General features: G+C 71.2%; 21 protein-coding genes. 2 read left to right on the top strand and 19 right to left on the bottom strand.

What is annotated here, in order from left to right; translation table 11 throughout:
- Positions 1–39: 39 nt before the first annotated feature.
- From carB to pyrR, 6 genes are all read right to left on the bottom strand, one after another.
- The gene (carB, locus tag ACGFRF_RS16380; RefSeq protein WP_393740331.1) at positions 40–3,348 is read right to left on the bottom strand and encodes a carbamoyl-phosphate synthase large subunit; all 3,309 of its coding nucleotides are present in this window, start codon (positions 3,346–3,348) and stop codon (positions 40–42) included.
- Complete coding sequence (gene carA, locus ACGFRF_RS16385; RefSeq protein ID WP_393740333.1) at positions 3,341–4,483, bottom strand: glutamine-hydrolyzing carbamoyl-phosphate synthase small subunit; 1,143 nt, start codon at positions 4,481–4,483, stop codon at positions 3,341–3,343. The genes carB and carA overlap by 8 nt, the downstream gene beginning before the upstream one ends.
- Complete coding sequence (locus ACGFRF_RS16390) at positions 4,480–5,040, bottom strand: hypothetical protein (RefSeq protein ID WP_393740335.1); 561 nt, start codon at positions 5,038–5,040, stop codon at positions 4,480–4,482. Before ACGFRF_RS16390 ends, carA begins: the two co-directional genes overlap by 4 nt.
- Positions 5,037–6,323, bottom strand: coding sequence for a dihydroorotase (locus tag ACGFRF_RS16395; RefSeq protein ID WP_393740337.1), 1,287 nt, complete (start codon positions 6,321–6,323; stop codon positions 5,037–5,039). The genes ACGFRF_RS16390 and ACGFRF_RS16395 overlap by 4 nt, the downstream gene beginning before the upstream one ends.
- Positions 6,324–6,328: 5 nt before the next feature.
- On the bottom strand, positions 6,329–7,309 hold the full coding sequence (locus ACGFRF_RS16400) for an aspartate carbamoyltransferase catalytic subunit (RefSeq protein WP_393740339.1): 981 nt from the start codon (positions 7,307–7,309) through the stop codon (positions 6,329–6,331).
- Positions 7,310–7,400: 91 nt separating this feature from the next.
- Entirely contained in the window at positions 7,401–7,973 is a 573-nt protein-coding gene (gene pyrR / locus ACGFRF_RS16405) for a bifunctional pyr operon transcriptional regulator/uracil phosphoribosyltransferase PyrR (protein ID WP_393740340.1), read from the bottom strand.
- A 252-nt stretch (positions 7,974–8,225) separates the two neighbouring features.
- Here pyrR and bldD point away from each other — a divergent pair, with 252 nt between their 5' ends.
- On the top strand, positions 8,226–8,729 hold the full coding sequence (bldD, locus tag ACGFRF_RS16410) for a transcriptional regulator BldD (RefSeq protein ID WP_014671524.1): 504 nt from the start codon (positions 8,226–8,228) through the stop codon (positions 8,727–8,729).
- 320 nt (positions 8,730–9,049) lie between these two features.
- Here the strand turns inward: bldD and nusB are convergent, their stop codons facing one another.
- The 13 genes from nusB to ACGFRF_RS16475 form a co-directional block, all read right to left on the bottom strand.
- The gene (nusB, locus tag ACGFRF_RS16415) at positions 9,050–9,484 is read right to left on the bottom strand and encodes a transcription antitermination factor NusB (RefSeq protein WP_393740342.1); all 435 of its coding nucleotides are present in this window, start codon (positions 9,482–9,484) and stop codon (positions 9,050–9,052) included.
- A 2-nt stretch (positions 9,485–9,486) separates the two neighbouring features.
- Positions 9,487–10,053 (bottom strand): elongation factor P, encoded by a 567-nt coding sequence (gene efp / locus ACGFRF_RS16420; RefSeq protein ID WP_217129986.1) that lies wholly within the window; start codon positions 10,051–10,053, stop codon positions 9,487–9,489.
- A 94-nt stretch (positions 10,054–10,147) separates the two neighbouring features.
- Positions 10,148–11,254, bottom strand: a complete 1,107-nt coding sequence (locus tag ACGFRF_RS16425; protein ID WP_393740344.1) for an aminopeptidase P family protein — start codon at positions 11,252–11,254, stop codon at positions 10,148–10,150.
- A gap of 145 nt (positions 11,255–11,399) precedes the next feature.
- Positions 11,400–12,353, bottom strand: a complete 954-nt coding sequence (locus ACGFRF_RS16430; protein ID WP_393740346.1) for a Pro-rich N-terminal domain-containing protein — start codon at positions 12,351–12,353, stop codon at positions 11,400–11,402.
- Positions 12,354–12,575: 222 nt separating this feature from the next.
- Positions 12,576–13,667 carry a 3-dehydroquinate synthase gene (gene aroB / locus ACGFRF_RS16435; RefSeq protein ID WP_393740348.1) on the bottom strand — a complete coding sequence of 364 codons (1,092 nt, stop codon included), beginning with the start codon at positions 13,665–13,667 and terminating at the stop codon, positions 12,576–12,578.
- Entirely contained in the window at positions 13,664–14,146 is a 483-nt protein-coding gene (locus ACGFRF_RS16440; RefSeq protein WP_393740865.1) for a shikimate kinase, read from the bottom strand. The genes aroB and ACGFRF_RS16440 overlap by 4 nt, the downstream gene beginning before the upstream one ends.
- Positions 14,147–14,178: 32 nt before the next feature.
- Complete coding sequence (aroC, locus tag ACGFRF_RS16445; protein WP_393740350.1) at positions 14,179–15,363, bottom strand: chorismate synthase; 1,185 nt, start codon at positions 15,361–15,363, stop codon at positions 14,179–14,181.
- A gap of 165 nt (positions 15,364–15,528) precedes the next feature.
- Positions 15,529–16,356 carry a shikimate dehydrogenase gene (locus ACGFRF_RS16450; protein WP_393740352.1) on the bottom strand — a complete coding sequence of 276 codons (828 nt, stop codon included), beginning with the start codon at positions 16,354–16,356 and terminating at the stop codon, positions 15,529–15,531.
- On the bottom strand, positions 16,356–18,020 hold the full coding sequence (gene mltG / locus ACGFRF_RS16455; RefSeq protein WP_393740353.1) for an endolytic transglycosylase MltG: 1,665 nt from the start codon (positions 18,018–18,020) through the stop codon (positions 16,356–16,358). The genes ACGFRF_RS16450 and mltG overlap by 1 nt, the downstream gene beginning before the upstream one ends.
- Before the next feature lie 122 nt (positions 18,021–18,142).
- The gene (gene ruvX, locus ACGFRF_RS16460) at positions 18,143–18,607 is read right to left on the bottom strand and encodes a Holliday junction resolvase RuvX (protein ID WP_393740355.1); all 465 of its coding nucleotides are present in this window, start codon (positions 18,605–18,607) and stop codon (positions 18,143–18,145) included.
- A gap of 12 nt (positions 18,608–18,619) precedes the next feature.
- Positions 18,620–21,292, bottom strand: a complete 2,673-nt coding sequence (gene alaS / locus ACGFRF_RS16465; protein ID WP_393740357.1) for an alanine--tRNA ligase — start codon at positions 21,290–21,292, stop codon at positions 18,620–18,622.
- The gene (locus tag ACGFRF_RS16470) at positions 21,292–21,639 is read right to left on the bottom strand and encodes a hypothetical protein (RefSeq protein ID WP_393740359.1); all 348 of its coding nucleotides are present in this window, start codon (positions 21,637–21,639) and stop codon (positions 21,292–21,294) included. The genes alaS and ACGFRF_RS16470 overlap by 1 nt, the downstream gene beginning before the upstream one ends.
- Positions 21,640–21,653: 14 nt before the next feature.
- Positions 21,654–22,100 carry a DUF948 domain-containing protein gene (locus ACGFRF_RS16475; RefSeq protein ID WP_393740867.1) on the bottom strand — a complete coding sequence of 149 codons (447 nt, stop codon included), beginning with the start codon at positions 22,098–22,100 and terminating at the stop codon, positions 21,654–21,656.
- Positions 22,101–22,262: 162 nt separating this feature from the next.
- Between ACGFRF_RS16475 and ACGFRF_RS16480 the strand changes: the two genes are divergently transcribed.
- A complete protein-coding gene (locus ACGFRF_RS16480; protein WP_393740361.1) occupies positions 22,263–24,443 on the top strand; it encodes an ATP-binding protein in 2,181 nt (726 codons plus the stop codon).
- Positions 24,444–24,459: the final 16 nt, after the last annotated feature.

Genomic DNA, 24,459 nt, shown 5'->3' on the forward strand with positions numbered 1-24,459 from the left:
AAGAGGGGGACACCGTTTCCGGTGTCCCCCTCAGGGCTGCTAGTCGCGGGCCGCGGTCAGGTGTTCCGCGTGTTCCTGGAGCGAGCGGACGCCCACGTCACCGTGGTTGAGGGCGTCGATGCCCTGGACGGCCGCGGCGAGCGCCTGGACGGTCGTCAGGCAGGGCACGGACCGCGCCACGGCCGCCGTGCGGATGTCGTAGCCGTCGAGGCGGCCACCGGTGCCGTACGGGGTGTTGACGATGAGGTCGACCTCGCCGTCGTGGATGAGCTGGACGATGGTCCGCTCGCCGTTCGGGCCGGTGCCCTCGGACTGCTTGCGCACCACGGTGGCGTTGATGCCGTTGCGCTTGAGGACCTCGGCGGTGCCGGAGGTGGCGAGCAGTTCGAAGCCGTGGGCGACCAGCTCACGGGCCGGGAAGATCATCGAGCGCTTGTCGCGGTTGGCGACCGAGATGAACGCGCGGCCCTTGGTGGGCAGCGGGCCGTAGGCACCCGCCTGCGACTTGGCGTAGGCCGTGCCGAAGACCGAGTCGATGCCCATGACCTCGCCCGTGGAGCGCATCTCCGGGCCGAGGACGGTGTCGACGCCGCGGCCCTGGATGTCGCGGAAGCGGGACCACGGCATGACGGCCTCCTTGACGGAGATCGGCGCGTCCAGCGGCAGCTCGCCGCCGTCGCCGTTCTTCGGCAGCAGGCCCTCGGCGCGCAGCTCGGCGACGGTCGCGCCCAGCGAGATGCGGGCGGCGGCCTTCGCGAGCGGCACCGCGGTCGCCTTCGAGGTGAAGGGCACCGTACGGGAGGCGCGCGGGTTGGCCTCCAGGACGTAGAGGATGTCGCCCGCCATCGCGAACTGGATGTTGATCAGGCCGCGCACGCCGACGCCCTTGGCGATGGCCTCGGTGGAGGCGCGCAGGCGCTTGATGTCGAAGCCGCCGAGGGTGATCGGGGGCAGGGCGCACGCCGAGTCGCCGGAGTGGATGCCGGCCTCCTCGATGTGCTCCATGACGCCGCCGAGGTACAGCTCCTCGCCGTCGTAGAGCGCGTCGACGTCGATCTCGATGGCGTCGTCCAGGAAGCGGTCGACCAGGACCGGCCGGGAGGGGCTGATCTCGGTCGACTCGGCGATGTAGGAGGCGAGGCGGGTCTCGTCGTAGACGATCTCCATGCCGCGCCCGCCGAGCACGTACGACGGCCGGACGAGGACCGGGTAGCCGATCTCGTCGGCGATGGCCTTGGCCTCCTCGAAGGTGGTGGCCGTGCCGTGCTTCGGGGCCGGCAGGCCCGCCTCCGCGAGGACGCGGCCGAAGGCACCGCGGTCCTCGGCGGCGTGGATCGCCTCGGGGGAGGTGCCGACGACCGGCACGCCGTTGTCCTTCAGGGCCTGCGACAGGCCGAGCGGGGTCTGGCCGCCCAGCTGGACGACCACACCGGCGATCGGACCGGCGAGGGACTCGGCGTGGACGATCTCCAGCACGTCCTCGAGCGTCAGCGGCTCGAAGTACAGGCGGTCGGAGGTGTCGTAGTCCGTGGAGACGGTCTCCGGGTTGCAGTTGACCATCACGGTCTCGTACCCGGCGTCGGACAGCGCGAAGGAGGCGTGGACGCAGGAGTAGTCGAACTCGATGCCCTGGCCGATGCGGTTGGGGCCGGAGCCCAGGATGATCACCGCGGGCTTCTCGCGGGGGGCCACCTCGGTCTCCTCGTCGTACGAGGAGTAGAAGTACGGCGTCCTCGCGGCGAACTCGGCGGCGCAGGTGTCGACCGTCTTGTAGACCGGGCGGATGCCGAGGGCGTGCCGGACCTCGCGGACGACGTCCTCGCGCAGGCCGCGGATCTCACCGATCTGCTGGTCGGAGAAGCCGTGCCGCTTGGCGTCGGCGAGCAGGTCGGCGGTCAGCTCGGGCGCCTCGGCCAGCTCGTCCGCGATCTCCTTGATCAGGAACAGCTGGTCCACGAACCACGGGTCGATCTTCGTGAACTCGAAGACCTCCTCGGGCGTGGCGCCGGCGCGGATGGCCTGCATGACCGTGTTGATCCGGCCGTCGGTGGGCCGCACGGCCTCGCGCAGCAGGGCGTCCTTGTCGCCCGGCTCGCCGACGAAGGTGAACTGGCTGCCCTTCTTCTCCAGCGAGCGCAGCGCCTTCTGGAAGGCCTCCGGGAAGTTGCGGCCGATGGCCATGGCCTCGCCGACCGACTTCATGGTGGTGGTGAGGGTGGAGTCGGCCTGCGGGAACTTCTCGAAGGCGAACCGCGGGGCCTTGACGACCACGTAGTCGAGGGTCGGCTCGAAGGAGGCCGGGGTCTCCTGGGTGATGTCGTTCGGGATCTCGTCCAGGGTGTACCCGACGGCGAGCTTGGCGGCGATCTTGGCGATCGGGAAGCCGGTCGCCTTGGATGCGAGGGCCGACGAGCGCGACACACGCGGGTTCATCTCGATGACGATCACCCGGCCGTCCTCGGGGTTCACCGCGAACTGGATGTTGCAGCCGCCGGTGTCGACGCCGACCTCGCGGATCACGGCGATGCCGATGTCGCGCAGGATCTGGTACTCGCGGTCGGTGAGCGTCATCGCCGGGGCGACGGTGATCGAGTCGCCGGTGTGCACGCCCATCGGGTCGAAGTTCTCGATGGAGCAGACGACCACCACGTTGTCGTGCTTGTCGCGCATCAGCTCCAGCTCGTACTCCTTCCAGCCGAGGATGGACTCCTCCAGGAGCACCTCGGTGGTCGGGGAGAGCGTGAGGCCCTGGCCGGCGATGCGGCGCAGCTCCTCCTCGTCGTGCGCGAAGCCGGAGCCGGCGCCGCCCATGGTGAAGGACGGGCGGACGACGACCGGGTAGCCGCCGAGCGTCTCGACGCCCTTGAGGACGTCGTCCATGGTGTGGCAGATCACCGAGCGGGCGGACTCGCCGTGGCCGATCTTGGCCTTGACGGCCTCCACGACGGCCTTGAACTGGTCGCGGTCCTCGCCCTTGTGGATCGCCTCGGGCTTGGCGCCGATCAGCTCGACGCCGTACTTCTCCAGGACGCCGTTCTCGTGCAGCGAGATGGCGGTGTTCAGGGCCGTCTGGCCGCCCAGGGTGGGCAGCAGGGCGTCGGGGCGCTCCTTGGCGATGATCTTCTCGACGAACTCGGGGGTGATCGGCTCGACGTAGGTGGCGTCGGCGATCTCCGGGTCGGTCATGATCGTCGCCGGGTTGGAGTTGACCAGGACGACCCGCAGGCCTTCGGCCTTCAGGACGCGGCACGCCTGGGTGCCGGAGTAGTCGAACTCGGCGGCCTGGCCGATGACGATCGGGCCGGAGCCGATGACCAGGACGGACTGGATATCGGTGCGCTTAGGCACGCTGGCCCTCCATCAGGGAAACGAAGCGGTCGAACAGGTAGGCGGCGTCGTGCGGGCCCGCTGCCGCTTCGGGGTGGTACTGGACGGAGAAGGCCGGCTGGTCGAGCAGCTGCAGCCCCTCCACGACGTTGTCGTTCAGGCAGACGTGCGAGACCTCGGCGCGGCCGAACTTGGTGTCGCTCACCTTGTCGAGCGGCGCGTCCACGGCGAAGCCGTGGTTGTGCGCGGTGACCTCGACCTTGCCGGTCGTACGGTCCTGGACCGGCTGGTTGATGCCGCGGTGGCCGTACTTCAGCTTGTAGGTGCCGAAGCCGAGGGCGCGGCCGAGGATCTGGTTGCCGAAGCAGATGCCGAACAGGGGGGTCCTGCGCTCCAGGACGGCCGACATCAGCGCGACCGGGCCGTCGGCGGTCGCCGGGTCGCCGGGGCCGTTGGAGAAGAAGACTCCGTCCGGGTCGACGGCGTAGACCTCGTCGGCGGTGGCGGTGGCGGGCAGGACGTGCACCTCGATGCCGCGCTCGGCCATGCGGTGCGGGGTCATGCCCTTGATGCCGAGGTCGATGGCGGCGACGGTGAAGCGCTTCTCGCCGACCGCCGGGACGACGTACGCCTCCTTCGTCGCCACCTCCTCGTAGAGGCTCGCGCCCTTCATGTGCGGCTGGGCCTGCACGCGCTCGAGCAGTGCGGAGTCGGCAGCGACGGCCTCGCCGGAGAAGATGCCGGCCCGCATCGAGCCGCGTTCACGCAGGTGGCGGGTGAGGGCGCGGGTGTCGATCCCGGAGATGCCGACGACGCCCTGCCGCTGCAGCTCGTCGTCCAGGGAGCGCTTCGAGCGCCAGTTGGACGGCACGCGCGCGGGGTCGCGCACGACGTAGCCGGAGACCCAGATGCGCCCCGACTCGTCGTCCTCGTCGTTCCAGCCGGTGTTGCCGATCTGCGGGGCGGTCGCGACGACGATCTGGCGGTCGTACGACGGGTCGGTGAGGGTCTCCTGGTAGCCGGTCATGCCGGTGGAGAACACGGCCTCGCCGAAGGTCTCCCCCACGGCCCCGTAGGCGCGGCCGCGGAAGATGCGGCCGTCCTCCAGGACGAGTACGGCGGGAACCCTGGCAGCTCCCCTGGTGGAGGTCGTCATCGTGCGCCTTCCGTGTCGTTGATCATCTGGTTCAGGGTGTCGACCCACTCGGTGTGCTCGGCCGCGTGGTCGGAGCGGAAGCCTGAGTCGATCAGCTTGTCGCCGAGCGCCCAGGTCACCACCAGCAGCCCGCCCTCGGTGAGGACCTTGCCGGCGATGCCCTTGTCGAGCCGGGCCTCGCGCAGTGCGGCAGTGGGGACGAAGAAGTCGGTGGCGCCGGGGCGTTCCACCTCCAGGCCTTGGTCCGTCAGGGTCAGCTCGACCCGGCTGCGGGTGCCCAGGCCGTGGGCCACGATGCGGTCCAGCCACTGCCCGGCGGTGGTGGAGCCGTGGTAGCGGCCGCTCATGCTCAGTCTCGCCGGGCCGGTCTCCTCGGGCGCGCTGGGCGGCGCGGGCAGGTCGCTCTGCAGCGTGCCGCGCCACTTCCAGCCCTCGCGCATCAGCCAGTAGACGAGCGCGACGAAGAGGGCGAGGCCGACGAGCCAGCCGATGCGGGCCCCCCAGTCGGTGACCTCGGCCGACTTCTTGGCCTCGGCCAGCAGGATTACAGGTGTCACGTGAGCTTCCCGTCGACGAGCGTGGCCTTGCCCCGCAGCCACGTGTGCGTCACACGGCCCGGCAGCTCACGCCCTTGGTAGGGGGTGTTGCGGCTGCGCGAGGCGAAGCCCGCGGGGTCCACCTGGCCACGGTATTCCGTGTCGACGAGGGTGAGGTTGGCGGGCTCACCAGCCGAGACGGGACGTCCGTGTCCGGTGGCCTGTCCGATGCGCGCGGGCTTGACGGACATGCGGTCGGCGACGCCGGCCCAGTCCAGCAGGCCCGTGTCGACCATGGTCTCCTGGACCACCGACAGCGCGGTCTCCAGCCCGACCATGCCCATGGCGGCCGCGGCCCACTCGCAGTCCTTGTCCTCGTGCGGGTGCGGGGCGTGGTCGGTGGCGACGATGTCGATCGTGCCGTCGGCGAGCGCCTCGCGCAGGGCCAGCACATCGCGCTCGGTGCGCAGCGGCGGGTTGACCTTGTAGACGGGGTTGTAGGTGCGCACCAGCTCGTCGGTGAGGAGCAGGTGGTGGGGGGTGACCTCGGCGGTGACCTGGATGCCGCGGGACTTGGCCCAGCGGACGATCTCGACGCTGCCCGCGGTCGACAGGTGGCAGATGTGGACCCGGGAACCGACGTGCTCGGCGAGCAGCACGTCCCGGGCGATGATCGACTCCTCGGCGACGGCCGGCCACCCGCCCAGGCCCAGCTCGGCGGAGACGACGCCCTCGTTCATCTGGGCGCCCTCGGTGAGCCGCGGCTCCTGCGCGTGCTGGGCGACGACACCGCCGAAGGCCTTCACGTACTCCAGCGCGCGGCGCATGATCACGGCGTCGTCCACGCACTTGCCGTCGTCGGAGAAGACGGTGACGCCGGCGGCGGACTCGTGCATGGCACCCAGCTCGGCGAGGTTCTTGCCCTCCAGGCCGACGGTGACGGCGCCGATGGGCTGGACGTCGCAGTAGCCGTGCTCCTGGCCGAGCCGGTAGACCTGCTCGACCACACCGGCGGTGTCGGCGACGGGGAAGGTGTTGGCCATGGCGAACACGGCGGTGTAGCCGCCGCTCGCCGCCGCCCGGGTACCGGTGAGCACGGTCTCGGAGTCCTCGCGGCCGGGCTCGCGCAGGTGGGTGTGCAGGTCGACCAGGCCCGGCAGCAGCACCTTGCCGGCGGCCTCGACGACCTCGGCGCCCTCCGCACCGAGGCCGGTGCCCACCTCGGCGATCCGCTCGCCGTCGATCAGCACGTCCTGCGGCGCGCCGCCGAGCACCTTCGCACCACGGATCAGGATCTTGCTCATGGGTCTTACTTCTCCTCGGTGGTACGGGCGTGGGTGACGGCGGGTTCGTTGCCGCCGAGCAGCAGGTACAGGACGGCCATCCGGATGGAGACGCCGTTGGCGACCTGCTCGACGGCGGTGCAGCGGTCGGAGTCGGCGACCTCGGCGGTGATCTCCATGCCGCGGACCATCGGGCCGGGGTGCATCACGATGGCGTGCTCGGGCAGCTTGGCCATGCGGTCGCCGTCGAGGCCGTAGCGCCGCGCGTACTCGCGCTCGGTCGGGAAGAAGGCGGCGTTCATCCGTTCCCGCTGGACGCGCAGCATCATCACGGCGTCGCACTTGGGCAGCGTGCTGTCGAGGTCGTACGACACCTCGCACGGCCAGTTCCCGACGCCGACCGGGACGAGGGTGGGCGGGGCCACCAGCGTGACCTCGGCGCCAAGGGTGTGCAGCAGGTCGACGTTGGAGCGGGCGACCCGGCTGTGCAGGACGTCGCCGACGATGGTGATCCGCTTGCCGGACAGGTCCTGGCCGAGGCCGGCGTCGCGGCCGATCAGCCGGCGGCGCATGGTGAACGCGTCCAGCAGGGCCTGGGTGGGGTGCTGGTGGGTGCCGTCGCCTGCGTTGATGACGGCCGCGTCGATCCAGCCGGAGTTGGCCAGGCGGTAGGGGGCTCCGGAGGCGCCGTGCCGGATGACGACGGCGTCGACGCCCATCGCCTCCAGCGTCTGGGCGGTGTCCTTGAGGGACTCGCCCTTGGAGACCGACGACCCCTTGGCGGAGAAGTTGATGACGTCCGCGGACAGCCGCTTCTCGGCGGCCTCGAAGGAGATCCGGGTGCGGGTGGAGTCCTCGAAGAAGAGGTTGACGATCGTGCGGCCGCGCAGGGTCGGCAGTTTCTTGATCGGCCGGTCGGCGACCCGGGCCATCTCCTCGGCGGTGTCGAGGATCAGGACGGCGTCGTCGCGGGTGAGGTCGGCGGCCGAGATGAGATGACGCTGCATCTGTCAGGCTCCGTAAGGCAGTTCATTCGGGAGGATCGGGGCAGACCGGCGCGTGTGCGGGCACGCCGGAGCGGGCCGTGCGCCTGACTTGCTACTGGCCGGCCGGCTTCGCACCGAGCAGCACGGTGTCGCGACCGTCCTCCTCGGCGAGCTGGACCTTGACCGTCTCCCGCAGCGACGTGGGGAGGTTCTTGCCGACGTAGTCGGCACGGATGGGCAGTTCGCGGTGGCCGCGGTCGACCAGGACCGCGAGCTGCACCGCGCGCGGACGCCCGATGTCGTTCAGGGCGTCGAGGGCGGCGCGGATGGTGCGGCCGGAGAAGAGCACGTCGTCGACGAGGACGACCAGCTTGCCGTCGATGCCGTCACCCGGGATCTCGGTGCGGGCCAGCGCACGCGGCGGGTGCATGCGCAGGTCGTCGCGGTACATGGTGATGTCGAGAGAGCCGACGGGGACCTTGCGGTCGGTGATCTGCGCCAGCTTGGCGGCGAGCCGCTGGGCGAGGAAGACGCCCCGGGTCGGAATGCCTAGGAGCACCACGTCGTCGGCGCCCTTGGCGCGCTCGACGATCTCGTGGGCGATGCGGGTGAGCACCCGTGCGATGTCGGGACCCTCGAGTACGGGCCGGGCATCGGCCGCAGGCGCATGTGCGTGCGTGTCCATACGAAACGGACCTCCTTCTCCGCCTCACGGGACGGACCTTAAAGGACGTCGGATTTGCGCCATCCACGGTAGCAGGTCGGAAGGAGCCCCCCGATCACCCCCTTGGCGTAATCCGCCGTCACTACCACGGAAGAGTCGGTGTGGACCATTCGGCTTGACGCACAAGAGTCACGCTGCGTAACCTCACAGTGAGTTACCAGCCGCGCGGCGGGCAGACAGCCGGCCGCGTCGACACAGTGTCCGGGGAGCTATATGTCCAGCGAATACGCCAAACAGCTCGGGGCCAAGCTCCGGGCCATCCGCACCCAGCAGGGCCTTTCCCTCCACGGTGTCGAGGAGAAGTCCCAGGGTCGCTGGAAGGCCGTGGTCGTCGGTTCGTACGAGCGCGGTGACCGTGCCGTGACCGTGCAGCGCCTTGCCGAGCTGGCCGATTTCTATGGCGTTCCTGTGCAGGAGCTGCTGCCCGGCACGACGCCGGGCGGTGCCGCCGAGCCGCCGCCGAAGCTGGTCCTGGACCTGGAGCGGCTGGCCACGGTGCCGGCCGAGAAGGCCGGCCCCCTCCAGCGCTACGCGGCGACGATCCAGTCCCAGCGCGGTGACTACAACGGCAAGGTGCTGTCGATCCGCCAGGACGACCTGCGCACCCTCGCCGTCATCTACGACCAGTCCCCCTCGGTCCTCACCGAGCAGCTGATCAGCTGGGGCGTCCTGGACGCGGACGCGCGCCGCGCGGTGGCCACGCACGAAGAGGCCTGAGACACCGGACATCTTGCGCAGAAACGTCTCTACCAGGGGCGGAGCCATGGGGCTCCGCCCCTGAGGCATTGCTCCGGCCGCCCGCGCGGCTGGGCACCGTGGAGGAGGTCACGCGCGGCCGTGCTGCCCGGTACGGGGGTCGCCCCGCGCCCGGAGGCGGGACTTGTACGAGCCCTCCGCCTTCGCCCTCGTCACGGCCGCCCAGGATCTCGGAAGCCGCACGGCCGAGGGTCCGGGGAGCTGCCCTCCGGCGCGGGCCGGAAAGACGCCGAGGGCCCGCGGAAAGTATCCGCGGGCCCTGCCGACACCGGACGTACCGGTTACGCCTCGTCCCGGCGCAGGGAAGGCTTCAGTTCCTTGAGCCGGCCGAGCAGGCCGTTGACGAACGAAGGCGACTCGTCGGTCGAGAACTCCTTCGCCAGCTGCACCATCTCGTCCAGGACGACGGCGTCCGGGGTCTCGTCGACCCAGATCAGCTCGTACGCGCCCAGCCGCAGGATGTTGCGGTCGACGACCGGCATCCGGTCGAGCGTCCAGCCCACCGCGTACTGCGCGATCAGCTCGTCGATGCGCTTGGTGTGCTGCGCGTAGCCCTCGACAAGCTGCATCGTGTACTCGCTGACCGGCGGCTGCCGGGTGTCGGACCGGGAGAGCCGGATCCAGTCCGCGAGGACCGTCAGGACGTCGGCTCCGCGCTGGTCGCCCTCGAAGAGGATCTGGAAGGCACGCTTGCGGGCCGTGTTGCGGGCAGCCACGGTTAGCTGTTCACCCGGCCGAGGTAGTCGCTCGTGCGGGTGTCGACCTTGATCTTCTCACCGGTGGTGATGAAGAGCGGGACCTGGATCTGGTGGCCGGTCTCCAGGGTGGCGGGCTTGGTGCCACCGGTAGAGCGGTCACCCTGGACGCCCGGCTCGGTCTCCTGGATGGTCAGCTCGACGGCGGCCGGCAGCTCGACGAAGAGCACCTCGCCCTCGTGCTGGGCGACGGTGGCCGTGAAGCCCTCGATGAGGAAGTTGGCGGCGTCGCCGACGGCCTTGCGGTCGACCATGAGCTGGTCGTAGGTCTCCATGTCCATGAAGACGAAGTAGTCGCCGTCCATGTACGAGAACTGCATGTCGCGCTTGTCGACAGTGGCCGTCTCGACCTTGACACCGGCGTTGAAGGTCTTGTCGACGACCTTGCCGGAGAGCACGTTCTTGAGCTTGGTGCGCACGAAGGCCGGGCCCTTGCCGGGCTTGACGTGCTGGAACTCGACGACGGACCAGAGCTGGCCGCCTTCGAGCTTGAGCACCATGCCGTTCTTGAGGTCGTTCGTGGAAGCCACGGTTGCGGAATCTCCTGGACTGACGTACGACCCCGGGTCACGCGCCTATTAGCGGCTCCGGGAAGTGCGGGTGCCTGAACTTCCCTGGTGTCGCTTAGAGCGCGAGCAGCTCCTTGGTCGTGATGGTGAGTAGCTCGGGTCCGCCGTCCGCCTCGGGGCGTACGACGAGCGTGTCATCGATCCGGACGCCGCCCCGGCCCGGGAGGTGGACCCCCGGTTCGACGGTGACCGGCACGCAAGCGTCCAGTTTACCCATGGCCGCGGGGGCCAGCTGCGGGTCCTCGTCGATTTCGAGTCCGACGCCGTGTCCGGTCAGCGGGGGCAGAGCTTCCGCATACCCCGCGGAGTCCAGTACCTGCCGCGCCGCGCGGTCCACGTCACGGTAGGCGGCCCCGGGCGCCAGGGACTCGCGCCCGGCGCGCTGGGCGGCGAAGACGAGGTCGTACAGCTCGATCTGCCAGTCGGCGGGCGAGGTGCCGATGACGAAGGTACGGCCGATCTCGCAGCGGTAGCCGCGGTAGGTGGCGCCGAGGCAGACGGAGAGGAAGTCGCCCTCCTCCACGCGCCGGTCGGTGGGGCGGTGGCCGCGGCGGCCGGAGTGCGGTCCGGTGGCCACGGAGGTGGGGAAGGCCGGTCCGTCGGCGCCGTGGTCGACCAGGCGCCGTTCCAGCTCCAGCGCGAGGTGCCGTTCGGTGCGGCCGACCAGGATCGACTCCAGCAGCTCGCCGAGGGCCTGGTCGGCGATCTCCGCACCGATGCGCAGGCAGGAGATCTCCTCCTCGTCCTTGACGACCCTGAGCTGCTCGACGGCCGCGCCGAGGTCGGCGAGGCGGAGCCCGGCGGACACCGAGGTGAGGGCCCGGTGACGGGCCACGGTGAGATGGTGCTCCTCCACGGCCAGGGCGTCGGCACCCTGGGCCGCGGCGAGGCCGGCCGCGGCGACCGCGGGGTCGCCGTCGGGTGCGGACAGGATGTGAAGCCGCAGGTTCTCGTCCGGCCGGCCTTCGTACGGACGGTCTTCGGGCGGGCCGGCGCAGACGAGCAGGTCCTCTCCTCTGCCGAGGAGCAGGACGGAGCCCTGCGGGGCGGCGGCGGCGAGGTAGCGCACGTTGGCGGGGCGGGTGACGAGCGCTGCCGCAGTACCGGCCGCGTTGAAGTGTTCCCTCAGCCGGGATCGGCGGTTCGCGTACACCTCTGACATGAGACGAGCGTAGGAGTTTTGTGCCGTTTGTGCCGATTGAGGGGGGCCGAGTGGGGTCGGTGAGGGCTGGGGCCGCCGTATACCGGCGGACGTACGGGCGAGAGCTGGTCGCGACGGCCCCTCGGGCGGGAGCGGCGGCCCCCGCTCACCAGCTCGGTGGGCTCGCGATCGCCCTCGCCAGGACCTCGTCCAGGATCCGCGCCGTACCGGGGACGTCCAGCTGGGAGTTGTCGATGATCGGCAGGCCCGAGCCGTACCAGCCGGCCATGCGGCCGTGGATGCGGGCCACCTCCTCGTCGGTGAGGCGGCGGTTTCCGGTGCGTTCGGCGTTGCGCTCCAGGACGATGTCCAGGCCAGGGAGCAGGACGACCGGGAGCAGGCCGGGGCCCACGTGCCGCTTCCAGCCGCCGAGGCCCACGACCGGGCGGTCCGGGAAGACGGCGTCGTCCAGGATGCAGGAGATGCCGTTGGCCAGGAAGTTCCGGGCGGCGAAGCCGCAGGTGCGGCGGGCGAGGCGGTACTGGGCCTCGGAGTGGTCGTTCCAGCCGGACTGGGGGTCGGCGAAGCCCGAGCGGACCCACTCGCGGACGTCGTCCAGGCTGATGTGGGCCGTGGGCACGCGCCGGTGATCCGCCCAGTACTTGGCGACGCTCGTCTTGCCCGCGCCCGCCGGGCCGATCAGCAGGACCGCCAGGGTGGTGGCCGTCGCGTCGGGGACCGCGGCCGCGGCGGGTGGCGCCGCGGGGACTGCCACGGGACCACCGGGTGGCAGCGCCACATGGCCGGTGGTATCCGGGGCCGGCTGGGCAGCGGCGTGCTGCGCGGCCGGGGGCTGCGGAGGTGCCGGCGGCACGGGGACGGACGGGGCCGGGAAGCCCGGCGCCGGGTGCGGCGGGGGGACGGGGGCGGGACCCTGCGAGACTCCCGGGTGCGGCGGCGGGACGGGGCCGGGGCCCTGGGAAGCGCCCGAGTGCGGCGGCGGGACGGGGGCCGGGCCCGGGGCGGCTCCCGGGTGGTGTCCGGCCGGCGCCCAGCCGACGTGCGGTCCCTGCCCCGGCTGGTGGGGCGGCGGCAGCGGCGACCCCACTGCGTGCTGCATCCGTTGCCACTCCATCTCGTCGTCTTCGGCTCGTTCGCCTCCGGGGCGCCCGAGTCGGTGTCGACAGCCCGATCCTGCTCGGCCCCTCGGACCTGCGCGCTCCCTACCGAACGGTACCGTCCCCGGCCGTCGTTCGGTGAAACGGCCGGGGGCGACCCGAAGTGCCCGGTACGCCCGGCGCATCGGACGGTGGGCAGGGGGACGTGCGGAGCGGTGCGGGACCTACTGGCCCACTTCTCCGTAGGCGGCGAGCAGGACGGCCGGGTCGGGGCCCTCCAGGACGGTCGGCTTGGCCAGGCCGTCGAGGACGATGAAACGCAGCAGGTCGCCGCGGGACTTCTTGTCGACCTTCATCGTCTCCAGCAGCTTGGGCCACTGGTCGTAGCGGTAGTGCAGGGGCAGGCCGACGGATTCCAGGACCGTGCGGTGCCGGTCCGCCGTCGCGTCGTCCAACCGGCCCGCCAGGCGGCCCAGTTCGGCGGCGAAGTGCATGCCGACGGCGACGGCGGCGCCGTGCCGCCACTTGTAGCGCTCGTTCTTCTCGATGGCGTGGCCCAGCGTGTGGCCGTAGTTGAGGATCTCCCGCAGGCCGGACTCCTTCAGGTCCGAGGAGACGACCTCGGCCTTCACCCGGATCGACCGCTCGATCAGCTCGGCCGTGTGCGGACCCGCCGGGGTCCGGGCCGCCTCGGGGTCGGACTCGATGAGGTCCAGGATCACCGGGTCGGCGATGAAACCGGCCTTGATGACCTCGGCGAGCCCGGAGACGTAGTCGTTGACCGGGAGGGAGTCCAGCGCGGCCAAGTCGCACAGGACACCGGCCGGCGGGTGGAAGGCACCCACCAGGTTCTTGCCCTCGGCGGTGTTGATGCCGGTCTTGCCGCCGACCGCCGCGTCCACCATGGCGAGCACCGTGGTCGGGACGGCGATCCAGCGCACCCCGCGCAGCCAGGTCGCGGCCACGAAGCCGGCCAGGTCCGTGGACGCGCCGCCGCCTACACCGACGATGACGTCGGTGCGGGTGAAGCCGGACTGCCCGAGCGCCTTCCAGCAGTAGGCGGCGACCTCGGCGGTCTTGGCCTCCTCCGCGTTCGGCACCTGGATCGCGACGGCCTCGTAGCCCTGCTCGGCCAGATCGGCGCGCAGCGCGTCCCCGGTCTCCGCCAGGGCCTCCGGGTGGATCACCGCGACACGCTTGGCCTTCGGCCCGATCAGCCCGCCCAGTTCGCCCAGGAGCTGCCGGCCGACCAGCACCTCGTACGGATCGGTGCCCGCGGTGCCGGCGATCTGGATCCGGGTGACTGCCTCGCTCATGCTTCGTTCAACTCCAGTGCGTCCAGCGCTGCTTGCGTGACCTCTTCGGGGGTGCGGCCGTCGGTCGGTACGACGGCGCCGGCGACTTCCTCGTACAGGTGCCGCCGGGCTTCCATCAGCTCGCGCCACTGCTTGCGCGGATTGACCGCGAGCAGCGGGCGGGCCACGTTGAGGCCGGTGCGCCTGACGGCCTCCTCGACGTCCATGGAGAGGTAGATCACCTGGTGCCCGGCGAGCAACGCGCGCGTGTCGGCGTCGAGGATGGCGCCGCCGCCGAGCGCGAGGACGCCCTCGTGCTCGGCGAGCGCGGTACGCACCGCGCGCTTCTCCATCGCGCGGAAGGCGGGCTCGCCCTCGTCCACGAAGATGTCGGCGATGGTGCGGCCCTCGGCGGCGACGATGTCCTCGTCGGTGTCCCGGTAACCGGTCCCGAGCCGCTCGGCCAGCAGCCGGCCGACGGTGGTCTTGCCGACGCCCATCGGGCCGACGAGTACGACAGCGGGCACGGCGCTCACCGGATCCGCAGGTTGTCGAGGTAGGACCGGACGTTGCGCCGGGTCTCGGGGACGGAGTCGCCGCCGAACTTCTCGGCGACCGCGTCCGCCAGCACGAGCGCGACCATGGCCTCGGCGACGATCCCGGCGGCCGGCACCGCGCAGACGTCCGAGCGCTGGTGGTGGGCCTGGGCCTCCTCGCCGGTGGAGACGTCCACGGTCTTCAGGGCCCGCGGGACGGTCGCGATCGGCTTCATCGCCGCGCGGACGCGCAGCAGCTCACCGGTGGTCAGGCCGCCCTCGGTGCCGCCGGAGCGGCCGGAGGCCCGCTTGATGCCCTCGGGGGTGGTCACGATCTCGTCGTGCGCCTTCGAGCCCGGCACCCGGGCCAGCTCGAAGCCGTCGCCGACCTCCACACCCTTGATGGCCTGGATGCCCATCAGGGCGGCGGCCAGGCGGGCGTCCAGGCGGCGGTCCCAGTGCACGTGCGAGCCGAGGCCGACCGGAACGCCGTAGGCCAGCACCTCCACCACACCGCCGAGCGTGTCGCCGTCCTTGTGGGCCTGGTCGATCTCCGCGACCATCGCCTTCGAGGCGTCCGCGTCCAGGCAGCGCACCGGGTCCGCGTCCAGCTTCTCCACATCGGCCGGGGTCGGGTAGACGCCGTAGGGGGCCTTGGCGGAGGCCAGCTCCACGACGTGGGAGAGGATCTCGATGCCGGCCGTCTCCTTGAGGTAGGAACGGGCGACGGCGCCGAGGGCCACGCGGGCCGCGGTCTCGCGGGCGGAGGCACGCTCCAGGATCGGGCGGGCCTCGTCGAAGCCGTACTTCTGCATGCCGGCCAGGTCGGCGTGGCCGGGCCGGGGCCGGGTCAGCGGCGCGTTGCGGGCGAGCCCGGCGAGGATCTCGGGGTCGACCGGGTCGGCCGCCATGACCTGTTCCCACTTGGGCCACTCGGTGTTGCCCACCATGATCGCGACCGGGGAGCCGAGCGTGAGTCCGTGCCGGACGCCACCCAGGAAGGTGACCTCGTCGCGCTCGAACTTCATGCGCGCACCGCGGCCATAACCGAGCCGCCGCCGTGCCAGGTGGTCCGCCACCATCTCCGTGGTGATCGGCACGCCGGCGGGAAGGCCCTCCAGCGTTGCGACCAGTGCCGGACCGTGGGACTCCCCCGCGGTCAGCCAACGCAGCCTGCTCAACGGTGCTCCTCAGTGTTCGCGCCCGGTACTGCCCTGCGTACGCACGTCCTCGCGTACGGCGACGGCGCCACCGGGTGCGCGACCCCGGTACGCCACCTCCGATCCTCCCACGTCCGGGCCCGGTGTCCGGCCGGCGGTCCAGCAGGCGGACGCGACGGTGGCGACTCAGCGGGCGGCGAGCGCCTTCTCGCCGGCGTGGCGCATGGCCTCCAGCGGGGCCGGGGAGCGGCCGGTGATCTGCTCGACCTGGAGGACGGCCTGGTGGACCAGCAGGTCGAGGCCGCTGACCACGGCGCCGCCGAACATGGACCAGCGGGCCGCCAGCTCGGTGGGCCAGGGATCGTAGAGCACGTCGAAGAGGGTCGTGGGGCGTTCGGGCACGGCGGCGGCGAGGGCGTCGGTCGTACCGGCCGGTGTGGTGGCGACGACCAGCGGGGCGCGCAGGGCCTCGGCCGCGTCCGCCCAGTCCGCCGTGCGCACGTCCACCTCCAGCCGCTCGCCCCACCGGCGCATCTCGGCGGCGCGGGCCTCGCCGCGGACGTAGGCGACGACCTCCCCGGTGCAGACCCGGGACAGCGCGGCGAGCGCGGAGGAGGCGGTGGCGCCGGCGCCGAGGATCGCGGCGGAGCCGACCTCCTCGATGCCGTGCTCGCGCAGGGCGGCGATCATGCCCGGGATGTCGGTGTTGTCGCCGAGGCGGCGGCCGTCCTCGGCGAGGACGACCGTGTTGACCGCGTCGACGGAGGCGGCCGTGTCGCTGATCTCGTCCAGCAGCGGGATGACCGCCCGCTTGAGCGGCATGGTCAGCGACAGCCCCGCCCACTCCGGCCCCAGCTCGTCGAGGAAAGCGGGCAGTCCGGCCTCGTCGACCTCGAAGCGGTCGTACGACCAGTCGGTGAGCCCCAGTTCGTCGTACGCGGCCCGGTGCAGCACCGGGGAGAGGGAGTGGGCGATGGGCTTACCGAGCACGGCGGCCCGGCGGGTCACTGTCATCAGTTCTTGTTCCTCGACGCGTTCCACTCCTCGACCAGCTTGTTGTGCTCATCGAGCGTCTTGGTGAACTTGCTGGTCTTGCCGTCCATCGAGATGAAGTAGTACCAGCCGTCGTGCGTCGGGGCGAGCGCGCCCCTGAGCGCTTCCTCGCCGGGGTTGTCGATGGGACCCGGCGGCAGCCCCCTGGAGAAGTACGTGTTGTACGGGTTGTCGTACCTGCGCAGCTCGGCGATGCTCAGATCGAGTTTGCTCTGGTTCTTCACGTAGTTGTACGTGGAGTCGAACTCCAGCCGGCCGGCGGTCTGCGGGTTGCCGGGCTCCAGGCGGTTGTAGACGACCTCGGCCATCTTGCGGAAGTCGTCGTGGCTGGTGCCCTCGGCCTGCACCAGGCTCGCCACGGTGAGCAGCTGCCACGGGCCGTCGAGGCCGAGGACCTCGGCCTTCTTCTCCAGGCCGAGCTCCCGGAACTTGGCGGTGGCCTGGGACACCATGTTCTTCAGGACGGCCTCAGGCTTCTGGCCCTTGGTGACCCCGTAGCTGGAGGGGTAGAGGAAGCCTTCCAGCGGGTCCTTGAGGTTGGGGTGGTTCAGCGCCCAGGCGGGCAGGCCGAGGTGCTTGTACTCCTTCTTCGCGACACGCGCCGTGGTGCCCGCCGGCACGTCGAGGCGTTTGTCGATCAGGCTGTAGATCTCCGTGTTGCGCCGGCCTTCGGCGATGATCAGGTTGCTGCGGCTCTTCGGGCTGAGCATCAGTTCCACCGCGCTCGCGGCGGACATCTCCTTCTCCAGCGTGTAGACGCCGTCCTGGAGCGACTTGCCGTTGGGGTTCGCCTGCAGCGCGGAGACGAACGCGGCCGCGCTCTCGACGACGCCGGCGTCCTTCAGCTTCGCACCGATGGCCCAGCCGCCGTCGCCCTTGTTGATGGTGACCGTGACATGCTGGCCGTTTCCGCTGCCCGCGTAGTCCGGGGCCGCGCCGAAACGATTTTGGTAGAACTTGTAGCCGAAGTAACCCACTCCGCCGAGGCCGCCGCCGAACACCAGGACGACCACCATGCAGGCGCAGCCGGTGCGCCCTTTCTTGCTCTTGACGGGTTTGCGGCCCTTGCCGCGCCGGTCGCGCCGGCTCTGGAGCTCGTGCTCCTCGTCGTCGTCACCGTCGCCGCCTCCCGCGAAGAAGGCGTGTTCCTCCTCGGCCGCGGGCTCCGGCTGCGGTTCCGGCTCGGGGCGCCTGCGGCCGGGCGGCACCGGCGGCGGATAGGCGTCCTCGGTGCCGTAGAAGTCCGGCTGCTCCCCGCCGTACGCCACGGGGTGCTGGTTGTGCGGATCATTGGGGTCGGCGGCGTAGGGCACCGGGTCGTGAGTGCCGGTCGCCTCCCACGTGCCCTGGTGGAACTGCTGCTGACCATGGCCGACGAACTGCTGGTCGTACGCGGACTGGGGCTGCCCCTCGTAGTAGGGATACTGCTGTCCGTCGTACCCGGACTGCTGCTCCTGGCTCCAGTCCCCGTACTGCGGCTGCTGCGGGTAGTGCTGCTGCGGCTGGCCGCCGTAGGCAGACTGCGGGCCGACCTGCGCCTGCTGCCCTTCCCATCCGCCGTCCCCGTACAACGGGTCCTCCGGATGCCACGGTTCGGAGCCTGGGCCCCGGCCATACTCAGTCATCGATCCCCTAGAGCCGCGAGGCCGACGGTCACGCGGCTGGGGGGCCGGTTTCCGTTCCGCCTCTTGCTGTGCGGCGGCTGTTCGAACACCGCCGCATCGCGCGGAACGTTACCGTATCGCGATCAGATGACCACTTCGACGCCCTCGCCGGGTGCTTTGCCTGACACCCGTTCGGATTCCAGGGCCTGCTGCAGGATGATGACGGCCGCCGCCTGGTCGATGACCGAGCGGCCCTTCTTGGACTTCACCCCCGAGGCGCGCAGCCCCTGACTCGCCGTCACGGTCGTCATCCGCTCGTCGACCAGCCGGACCGGCACCGGCGCGATGCCCTTGGCCAGCTCCTGGGCGAAGGCGCGGACCTTGACCGCGGCCGGGCCCTCGCCCCCCTTGAGGGAGCGAGGGAGACCGACGACGACCTCGATCGGTTCGTACTCCTCCACCAGCTGCCCGAGCCGGCGGTGGGCGGCGGGGACGTCCCGGCCGGGGACGGTCTCCACCGGGGTGGCGAGGATCCCGTCGGGATCGCACGAGGCGACCCCGATGCGGGCGTCCCCGACGTCGATCGCGAGTCGACGTCCTCTGCGCATGGTCTGGCCGTCCTACTTGGCGGTCTCGGCGACGAGACGCTCGACGGCCTCGACGGCCTCGCCGACGGCGGCCGGGTTCTGACCGCCGCCCTGGGCGACGTCCGGCTTGCCGCCACCGCCGCCGCCGAGGGTCTTGGCGGCGGTACGGACCAGGTCACCGGCCTTGAGGCCACGCTCGCGGGCGGCGTCGTTGGTGGCGATGACCGTCAGCGGCTTGCCGTTGTTGACCGTGAACAGGGCCACCACGGCGGCCCGGCCGCCGCGGATGCGGCCGCGCACGTCGAGGACCAGCCTGCGCAGGTCGTCCGGCGTGGTGCCGTCCGGGACCTGGCCGGTGACGACGGCCACGCCATGCACGTCCTTGGCGGACTCGGCGAGACCGGCGGCGGCCTGCAGCACCTTCTCGGCGCGGAACTTCTCGATCTCCTTCTCGGCGTCCTTCAGCTTGCCGAGCATGGCGGAGACCTTCTCCGGCAGCTCCTCCGGGCGGCCCTTGATCAGCTCCTGGAGCTGGGCCACGACCGTGTGCTCACGGGCGAGGAAGTTGTAGGCGTCGACGCCGACGAGGGCCTCGATACGGCGGACACCCGAGCCGATGGAGGACTCGCCGAGCAGCTTCACCAGACCCAGCTGGGCGGTGTTGTGCACGTGCGTGCCGCCGCACAGCTCCTTGGAGAAGTCGCCGATGGTGACGACGCGGACCCGCTCGCCGTACTTCTCGCCGAACTCGGCGATGGCGCCCTGCTTCCTGGCCTCGTCGATGCCCATGACATCGGCGCGGACGTCCAGGTCGCGGGCGAGCACCTCGTTGATCTTCTGCTCGACGTCGGTCATCACGGCCGTCGGGACGGCGGACGGGGAGCCGAAGTCGAAGCGGAAGCGGCCGGGCTGGTTCTCCGAACCGGCCTGGGCGGCCGTCGGGCCGAGGGCGTCGCGCAGGGCCTGGTGGGTGAGGTGGGTGGCCGAGTGGGCGCGGGCGATGGCCGTGCGGCGGCGGGCGTCGATCGAGGCGTGGGCCTTGGCGCCGACGGTCACCTCGCCGACCTGCACGACGCCCTTGTGGACGTACACACCCGGGACGGGCTTCTGGCAGTCGCGGACCTCGATGACGGCACCGGAGTCGACCTTGATCCGACCGGTGTCACCGATCTGGCCGCCGCCCTCGGCGTAGAAGGGGGTGCGGTCGAGGACGACCTCGACCTCGTCGCCCTCGGTGGCGGCCGGGGAGGAGACGCCGTCGACCAGGATGCCGACGATCGTCGACTCGCCCTCGGTGTCGGTGTAGCCGATGAAGTCGGTCTCACCGGCGGCGTCGGCGATCTCGCGGTAGGCACCGAGGTCGGCGTGGCCGGTCTTCTTGGCCTGGGCGTCGGCCTTGGCGCGCTCCCGCTGCTCCTTCATCAGGCGGCGGAAGCCCTCCTCGTCCACGGACAGCCCCTGCTCGGCGGCCATCTCGAGGGTGAGGTCGATCGGGAAGCCCCAGGTGTCGTGGAGCAGGAAGGCCTTGTCGCCGGAGAGGACCGTGCCGCCGGAGGCCTTGGTCTCGGTCACGGCGGTGTCGAGGATGTTGGTGCCGGCCTTCAGCGTCTTGAGGAAGGCGTTCTCCTCGGCGAGGGCGACCTTCTCGATGCGCTCGCGGTCGGTGACCAGTTCCGGGTACTGCTGGCCCATCATGCGGATCACGACGTCGATCAGGTCCTCGACGACCGGACCGGTGGCGCCGAGCAGACGCATGTTGCGGATGGCACGGCGCATGATGCGGCGCAGCACGTAGCCGCGGCCCTCGTTGCCCGGGGTGACGCCGTCACCGATGAGCATCGTGGCGGTGCGCATGTGGTCGGTGACCACGCGCAGGGAGACGTCCGAGTCGTGGGCGTCGCCGTAGGCGACACCGGTCAGCTCGGTGGCCTTCTTGATGACGGCCATCGAGGTGTCGATCTCGTACATGTTCTGCACGCCCTGCAGAATCATGGCGAGCCGCTCCAGGCCGAGGCCCGTGTCGATGTTCTTGCTCGGCAGATCCCCGAGGATCTCGAAGTTGTCCTTGCCGATGCCCTCGCCCCGCTCGTACTGCATGAAGACGAGGTTCCAGATCTCCACGTACCGCTCGTCGTTGACGGCGGGGCCGCCCTCGACGCCGAACTCGGGGCCGCGGTCGTAGTTGATCTCGGAGCAGGGGCCGCAGGGGCCGGGGACGCCCATGGACCAGAAGTTGTCCTTCATGCCCAGGCGCTGGATGCGCTCCTTGGGCACGCCGACGACCTCGTGCCAGATCCGCTCGGCCTCGTCGTCGTCCTGGTAGACCGTGATCCACAGGCGCTCGGGGTCGAGCCCGTAACCGCCCTTGTCCTGGGGGCTGGTGAGCAGCTCCCAGGCGAGCTTGATGGCGCCTTCCTTGAAGTAGTCGCCGAAGGAGAAGTTGCCGCACATCTGGAAGAACGTGCCGTGGCGCGTGGTCTTGCCGACCTCTTCGATGTCGGGCGTGCGCACGCACTTCTGCACGCTGGTGGCGCGCGGGAAGGGCGGCTTGACCTCACCCAGGAAGTAGGGCTTGAAGGGCACCATGCCGGCGGGGACGAGGAGCAGAGTCGGGTCGTCCGCGATGAGCGACGCCGAAGGGACGACGGTGTGCCCGCGCTCCTCGAAGAAGCTCAGCCAGCGGCGGCGAATCTCGGCCGACTCCATCAGTGGTCCTCATTCCGGTTGTACGAGTACGTCGTGTTCTCGATGTACTTCGGGTTGCTGCGGTTGTTCTCGATGGCGGCGAGCCGCCGGGGCTCGGGGAGTCCGGGGCTGTCGTGGATGCCCAGGGCCTCCTCCAGCTCGGCCTCCCGCTGGGCCATGTTGTCGCGGACGTCGAGCGCGAAGCCGACCGCGCGGTCCTTCAGCCGCTGACCGGTCTCCAGGGCCTTGTTCGCCGCGGTGGCGGCCAGGCTCTCCGGGGTCAGCTGCTTCAGCTTGCGATTGACCTTGGTGGTGGCCCACACACCGGCGGCGACACCTGTGGTGAACCAGAACGTACGGCGGAACATCTGAGCTGGCTCTCCTACTGTCCGGTGTTTCCGCGGTTCCGCTTGCTCCGCCGTGCGGCCGGTACCGTCCGGCCCACGATCACCGTACGCCGGGGCGACTTGACGGGCACGTCCTCCTTGCGGCCGCCCAGCGCCCGGCGCACGCCGTAGCCGAAGGCCGCGACCTTGACCAGCGGGCCGCCGAAGGTGGAGGCGACGGTGGACGACAGCGCGGAGGCGTTCGACGTGACCTCCTGGACGTCGGTGGCGATCGCGTCGACCCGGTCGATCTGGGTCTGCGCGGACCGCACGGCCGTCGAGGCGTCGGCGAGCAGCGGGACCGCCTGATCGGTCACGTCCGCCACGAGCTTGGTGGTCGCCTTGAGCGTCTGGGCCAGCCTCGCCAGTGCGACGGCGAGGAAGGAGACCAGGATCGCCCAGAAGACGGCCACCAGGATTCCGGCCACCTCTCCACCGGACACTGTGCGCACCCGCTCCCTGAAACGTGCCTGAGCATCGAAAAAGTCGTGTCCCGAGCCTATCGCGCCGGGGCCGCGGCTCCGTACCGGATTAGCGGTCGCCGAGAACCGAGTTGCGGGAAGCGATTGTACGGAATGAACACACTTCAGTACGCTCCGTGTCCCATGCGAGGTCATCACAGCCCCGGCCCCTGGGCGGACGGCGATCCGCCCCTCGAACTCACCGCGTTCGTCGGTCGCTCGGCCGAACTGGCCGAGCTGGCGACGGCGCTCGACCGGTCCCGGCTGGTGACCGTGACCGGGGTCGGTGGCGTCGGCAAGTCCCGGCTCGCCGCCCGCGCGGCGGCACTCCGGGCGTCCGGTGCCGCCGGGAGCAGGCTGAGCTGGGGCCGGGTGGACCTGGCGCCGGTGCGCGATCCGCAGTTCGTGGAGTACGCGGTCGTGGAGGCGCTGGGGCCGGCCGACCACACCGCCCGCATGCCCAGGGAGATGCTGCTGGAGCAGCTGGCCGGCCGCCGGGCCCTGCTGGTGCTGGACGAGTTCGAGCATCTGGTGGAGGCCTGTGCCGAGCTGACGGCGGAGCTGCTGCGGAAGCTGCCGGAGCTGCGCGTGCTGGCCGTGGGACGGCGCCCGCTGGGGCTGGCCGGCGAGCGGCTGTTCCCGCTGGCGCCGCTGGCCGAGGACGAGGCGGTGGAGCTGTTCACGGACCGGGCCCGGGGGCAGGGGCTCCAGGTGGCCGACGGCCCCGAGGTGCGGGAGCTGTGCCGCCGCCTGGAGGGCATTCCGCTGGCGCTGGAGCTGGCGGCGGGGCGGCTGCGAGCCCTGTCCTTGGCGCAGTTGCTGCAGCGGCTCGACGACCGGTTCCGGCTGCTGACCGGCGGTGGGCGGGACGCCCTGCCCCGGCACCAGACGCTGCGCACGGCGATCGGCTGGAGCCACGAGCTGTGCACGCCGTCCGAACGGCTGCTGTGGGCGCGGCTGTCGGTGTTCGCGCAGACCTTCGACCTGGAGGCGGCCGAGTACGTGTGCAGCGGGGACGGGCTGCCCGCCGAGGACGTCCTGGACGTGCTGTCGGAGCTGCTCGCCCAGTCGGTCGTCTCCCGTGAGGAGAGCCCGACCGGTCCCCGCTACCGGATGCTGGACACCGTGCGCGCCTACGGCGCCGACTGGCTGGAGGCGACCGGGGACGCGGGCCGGCTGCGCAGACGGCACCGCGACTGGTACCTGGGGCTCGCGACCTCGTGCGAGCTGGACTGGTTCTCGCCCCGGCAGCGGGAGGTGACCGCCCGCATCGAGGCGGAGCTGCCGAATCTGCGGGCCGCGCTCGAGTTCTGCCTGACCGAGCCGGAGGAGGCGCACCTCGGCCAGTATCTGGCGGGTTCGCTGTGGTTCTGCTGGGTGGGCTGCGGGCGGCTGGCGGAAGGGCGGCGCTGGCTGGAGCGCAGCGTGCAGCTGGAGTCGGAGTACGAGCGGTCCCGGCTGAAGGCGCTGTGGGTGCTCGGCTATGTGGCGATCCTGCAGGGCGACACCGTGCCCGCGCTGCAGGCGCTGCGCGAGTGCCGTGAGCAGGCGGAGCGGTCGGCCGATGCGACGGCGGTGGCGTACGCGGAGCACCGCACCGGCTGTCTGGCCCTGGTCACGGATGACATGGCTCGCGCAGAAACGCTGCTGCGGTCGGCACTGGACCGCTATCAGGAGATCGGCGAACTCAACAGCAACGTCCTGATGAGCCAGGTCGAGCTGGCGATGACCCGGGCCTTCCAGGGCGACCTGCCGGACGCGGTGCGGTTGTGCGAGGACGTGCGCCGGGTCTGCGAGGACCACGGGGAGCGCTGGGCGCGGTCGTACGCGCTCTATGTGCTGGCGTACGCGGCCTGGCTGGACGGCGCCCCGGAGCGGGCGCGGGAGCTGCTCGCGGACTGCCTGGGCAACGCGCACACCTTCCACGACCTGCTGGGCTCGGTGCTCTCCATCGAGCTGCTGGCGCTGGTGACGGTGACCCAGGGCGATCCGGCCGAGGCCGCGGTGCTGCAGGGCGCGGCGGGCCGGATGTGGCCGTCGGTGGGGCTGCCGCTGTTCGGCTCGGCGTACTACAACGCCCCGCACGAGCAGTGCGAGGCGGCCGCGCGGCAGGCCCTCGGTGACACGCGGTACGAGGAGTGCGTGCGCCGGGGGGCGCGGCTGGACCGCGAGTCGGCCGTGGCCCGCGCGCTGGGCCGGGACGGCGTGGGGTCGCTGGATGCCCTGCCGGCTCCGCGCGGGCGGGTGCCGCGGAGCCCTGGGGCGGCCGGGAAACGCGAACCCGCCGCCTCGCCCACCCGGAAGGGCGGGGAGACGGCGGGCTGAGGACTTACGCCGTGAC

The organism is Streptomyces sp. NPDC048521 (genome assembly GCF_043199855.1).
In the GTDB taxonomy this organism is placed as follows: Bacteria; Actinomycetota; Actinomycetes; order Streptomycetales; family Streptomycetaceae; genus Streptomyces.

Bases quoted from the DNA above. Each gene is read 5' to 3' on its own strand.
- carA (WP_393740333.1), bottom strand. From the start codon at position 4,483: ATGACGACCTCCACCAGGGGAGCTGCCAGGGTTCCCGCCGTACTCGTC.
- ACGFRF_RS16395 (WP_393740337.1), bottom strand. From the start codon at position 6,323: ATGAGCAAGATCCTGATCCGTGGTGCGAAGGTGCTCGGCGGCGCGCCG.
- ACGFRF_RS16400 (WP_393740339.1), bottom strand. From the start codon at position 7,309: ATGCAGCGTCATCTCATCTCGGCCGCCGACCTCACCCGCGACGACGCC.
- pyrR (WP_393740340.1), bottom strand. From the start codon at position 7,973: ATGGACACGCACGCACATGCGCCTGCGGCCGATGCCCGGCCCGTACTC.
- bldD (WP_014671524.1), top strand. From the start codon at position 8,226: ATGTCCAGCGAATACGCCAAACAGCTCGGGGCCAAGCTCCGGGCCATC.
- ACGFRF_RS16425 (WP_393740344.1), bottom strand. From the start codon at position 11,254: ATGTCAGAGGTGTACGCGAACCGCCGATCCCGGCTGAGGGAACACTTC.
- ACGFRF_RS16430 (WP_393740346.1), bottom strand. From the start codon at position 12,353: ATGCAGCACGCAGTGGGGTCGCCGCTGCCGCCGCCCCACCAGCCGGGG.
- aroB (WP_393740348.1), bottom strand. From the start codon at position 13,667: ATGAGCGAGGCAGTCACCCGGATCCAGATCGCCGGCACCGCGGGCACC.
- ACGFRF_RS16440 (WP_393740865.1), bottom strand. From the start codon at position 14,146: ATGGGCGTCGGCAAGACCACCGTCGGCCGGCTGCTGGCCGAGCGGCTC.
- ACGFRF_RS16450 (WP_393740352.1), bottom strand. From the start codon at position 16,356: ATGACAGTGACCCGCCGGGCCGCCGTGCTCGGTAAGCCCATCGCCCAC.
- mltG (WP_393740353.1), bottom strand. From the start codon at position 18,020: ATGACTGAGTATGGCCGGGGCCCAGGCTCCGAACCGTGGCATCCGGAG.
- ruvX (WP_393740355.1), bottom strand. From the start codon at position 18,607: ATGCGCAGAGGACGTCGACTCGCGATCGACGTCGGGGACGCCCGCATC.
- alaS (WP_393740357.1), bottom strand. From the start codon at position 21,292: ATGGAGTCGGCCGAGATTCGCCGCCGCTGGCTGAGCTTCTTCGAGGAG.
- ACGFRF_RS16470 (WP_393740359.1), bottom strand. From the start codon at position 21,639: ATGTTCCGCCGTACGTTCTGGTTCACCACAGGTGTCGCCGCCGGTGTG.
- ACGFRF_RS16480 (WP_393740361.1), top strand. From the start codon at position 22,263: ATGCGAGGTCATCACAGCCCCGGCCCCTGGGCGGACGGCGATCCGCCC.